The organism is uncultured Butyricimonas sp. (genome assembly GCF_959596855.1).
GTDB classification, from domain to species: domain Bacteria; phylum Bacteroidota; class Bacteroidia; order Bacteroidales; family Marinifilaceae; genus Butyricimonas; species Butyricimonas muris.
This window is the reverse complement of the sequence record NZ_CAUFYA010000096.1, coordinates 1-3,531: the sequence shown is the minus strand read 5'-3', so window position 1 is coordinate 3,531 and position 3,531 is coordinate 1. Positions and strand designations below refer to the sequence as shown.

General features: G+C 50.8%; 3 protein-coding genes. All 3 read right to left on the bottom strand.

Annotation, left to right across the window (positions count from 1 at the left end):
• Positions 1-326 precede the first annotated feature (326 nt).
• Positions 327-1,223, bottom strand: a complete 897-nt coding sequence (locus Q5866_RS20885; RefSeq protein ID WP_303182318.1) for an Rpn family recombination-promoting nuclease/putative transposase — start codon at positions 1,221-1,223, stop codon at positions 327-329.
• A gap of 360 nt (positions 1,224-1,583) precedes the next feature.
• A complete protein-coding gene (locus Q5866_RS20880) occupies positions 1,584-2,660 on the bottom strand; it encodes a hypothetical protein (protein ID WP_303182317.1) in 1,077 nt (358 codons plus the stop codon).
• A 28-nt stretch (positions 2,661-2,688) separates the two neighbouring features.
• Positions 2,689-3,531, bottom strand: an 843-nt coding sequence (locus tag Q5866_RS20875; RefSeq protein ID WP_303182315.1) for a hypothetical protein, incomplete at its 5' end; no start/stop codon positions are given.

The following is a 3,531-nucleotide window of genomic DNA, read 5'->3' as shown; positions in this document are numbered from 1 at the left end:
GCCTTCCCTTCCTCGGGAAAGAACGAGGTTCGTGATTCTTGTTGCTGAATCACCAGCTTTTTCTGCGCCTGCAACTGGGCGAACCCGACACTGCAAAACACCAATACCAATAAAAATTTCATACATCTCATATTCAATTTTTTTTTAAATTCCATTTCATTACCCTTCATGACATAAAACGACTGTCCCGCCGCAACGACACATTCGCTACGGCGGGACAGAAAATGATGGAATAATCAGAATTTACAACTTCTCGCCCAACACATCCGGCTCTCTACGGGTATCCCATAAAGCAACTATATAAACAACCTCATTATCAAAACATATCAATCCAACCCGGCAATCTCGTCCAACGCAAGCCCTGTCGACTTCGCGATAATATCGGTCGCCACGCCTAGGGATTTCAGTGCCCGAGCCGTCTCTATTTGATTTTGCTTCACTTCTCGACGACCTTTTTCCAATCCTTCTTGAAATCCCTCTTCCTTGCCCTCCGCGAATCCTTCCGCCTTACCTTTGCGCTCCCCGCTATTATACAGCGTGCGTTCCACGCTGACAGCGTCCCAGAACTTCTCGTACCCCAGCAACTGCGCAGAGGTGAACGACGATTTCTCCAGTACCTCCACCGCCTTCTTCACGGCGGGATTTACCAACAAGTCTTCGGGCACTTTCACCATCTTATCGTTAATCTCCGTCAGGTAGCGCAACCACAATGCTTGCATTTTCCGCTCCGTGTAGGTATGAGGGGTGAACTTGGGCAACTCGACAAAGACAAGATGCAATCCCTCGATTACCCGATCCGTGTGCTCCACGTGAACCAACCTGTAATAATGATAATATTCCTCCAAATCCGGCTCGAACACTTCGTTTACCAGATTCAAGGAATACACCGGCTGCAACAGGTGGTAATCCTCCCCGCTATCGTTCTGGCGGACATATGCCTTCGAGGCATTGAACAACACCCGCTGCCGGAACTCCGGCGACCACACCATCTGCATCTCCACTATAAATTGCCGCCCTCGCGCGTCCCGGCATCGCACATCCACGATGCTGTTCTTCCGTAAAGGCGTTTCCGGCACCAATTCCGCGGGAAGGTATTCCACCTCCGCGATTTCCCCTCCAGCCTCCAAGGGAAGCAAGGCATTCAGCAAACTCACCGCCAAGTCCGGGTGCTCCCCGAACACCCGCTTGAACGTCAAATCGGCTTTAGGATCCAAGTATCTCATCGTGTTTCTATTTTTATCAATTCACTACAAAGATAGCACTTTCCTCCGACAATCCCATCATTTTCATCTCGTTTCCAGCATGTCAAAGAACACGGTATCCTATTCCGCCTCTCAGGGCAAATGCGTCAAAACGCTTTTTGCCCTTTTAGTTAAAAGTTTATAAAGTTCATAAAGTTCATAAGGTTTATGGACCCTAGCGGGCGCTTTGTCCACGGCAGCATGGCTGCCGGTAAACCTTGTCCGAAGGACGCCCGTTACTTTATGAACTTTATAAACTTTAGGAGCTGAAAGCTCAACTTTATGAACCGGGCGAAAAGCGTTTTGACGCTTTTTGCCCTATTCCGCCTCTCCGGCGAAAATTCATTTACCGGTTTCGATGTCGGTATCCACGCCGCCACCGATATTTCCCTCGATGTCGGAAATCGCCCCCTCAACCACTTCCGCGTTCTCCACGTTCATTTGTAAAGAACCGTTCTGCGCCACGCCCTTCTTAAGGGTGATTCTGAAAATGGAACGCTTGAGGCGCTGTATGCCTACACTTTTGTTATACACCACGGTTTCCCGGCTCCCGTCGGCACTGATCCATCTGACGGTTAAATTTGCAGTCGTGCTTATACCGTTCATCTGCTCCATCCCGTAAGCCGTGGTGTCTTGACCATACTGTTGCAAAGTATAAGCTCCCGAATCATATAAATTCCAAGCAATCTCTCGCTCGATTTTCGTAACCTCTGTCCCGGGGTAAATCGTATCCACTTTGTCTAAAAAGCTGACAAGCGCTTTCCCCTCCTCGAAAGGATTCACCTCCACGCGGTACCCAAACACGAAACGATACATGTTAATGGCTATTTTCCCGTTCTCCACGGGTACATATCCACCCACGTAACCGCAATAACGGTCGATGTTTTCAGGATAGCTGGTATAATCACTGTAGCTATCAAACGATTCTAATGTATATCGAACCCCATAATAACCATTAAAGGATTCCACGTATCGATTGGGAGTGATAACAAACTTATTCGTTGTTGTATATCCTCCGCTATAGTATTTCACCGGAGGACACCAGCACGAATCCCGATACAACTTCAATTTATCCCTTCCATCCTTAATCAATGAAGCTTCAATAGAATACGTGTACCCCTCCACCAACTTCACGGTCATATTCTCTTTCTTGTCGAATATCCCATAGGCATAATAACTGGAACTACCTCCCGCTTCCGGGGTCTGGTTGATCTGGAACCAGTAGAGGTCATTCGTTCCCTCGGCTGCACGCCCGAGGGGTTCCTGTTCGATTTCCACGTTCTCGTCATTCATCGCGAGGGCGACCGTGTAAGTTTTCGGTTCGTCACCATTACCGGTTTCCTCTTCGGCGGGTTGCATTTCGTCCTGTCCGCAAGCCGCGGCTGCCACTGCCATCAATACATATAAATACTTTCTCATAATCCGTTATATTTTAATTTTCAATTGCTTACCAAATAATACCTTCTATCTCGTAAATCTGCCCGTCCTCGAGAGGCTTGTTCTCCATGTCCATCGACATGCCGTCGTCCTTTATCGTGATCTTCATGCGGGTGACCGTGTTACGCTTGAAAGCGACCTGTTGAGAACCGAGATCCCGTTCCAACCCGTTGGGTTTCACCCAGAAAAAACGCACGGTAACCTCTTCCGCGTAATCGGAACCCGTCCAATTCCCGCCGCTATTTGCCAACGTGAATACCTCGCTGGCGCTATGTTCTTCGCTATCGGAATCCACGCGGAACACCGGGGCTCCCTCCATCTCCACGCGCACGTACCCTGTTTTCAACGAATCCACCTCACACGTCACGGCAAATGCCACCCGCGTCATACGCACCTCCACCTCCTCGTCGGCAGACGGGGTGTAAGGGAAGCGCTCCCCGAAATAGCGTACCGCGTTGGGACGCGCGTAAGTCTTCCCGTCCGCCGCCAGTGTCGTTTCACCCCGCTCCAGTCCGGCAAGGTACTTTTCCGACGTGACAAGGAAAGAATTCCATCCCGTCCCGTTCCCCCCGGGCAGATCCCCCTCCCAGTCCGGGAGCGGCGTCACTCCCCGTTGAGCCGGAGCCACAGCCGTGTTGAACGGTTTCCCGTACTCCCCGCCACTCGCGTGAATCGCCGCGGCGTCATCCACCATCGTCGCCCGGAAGCGGTACTCCATCTCGTCGCTCAAATTCAAGTTGATCGCCGTCGTATCGTCAAATATCCCGTAAGCATAATACCCGTACGCCCCGGTGCTCCCCTTCTCCCGGCTCATCACCTGCACCCCGTACAGGGGATTGCTTTCCGCCCGTCC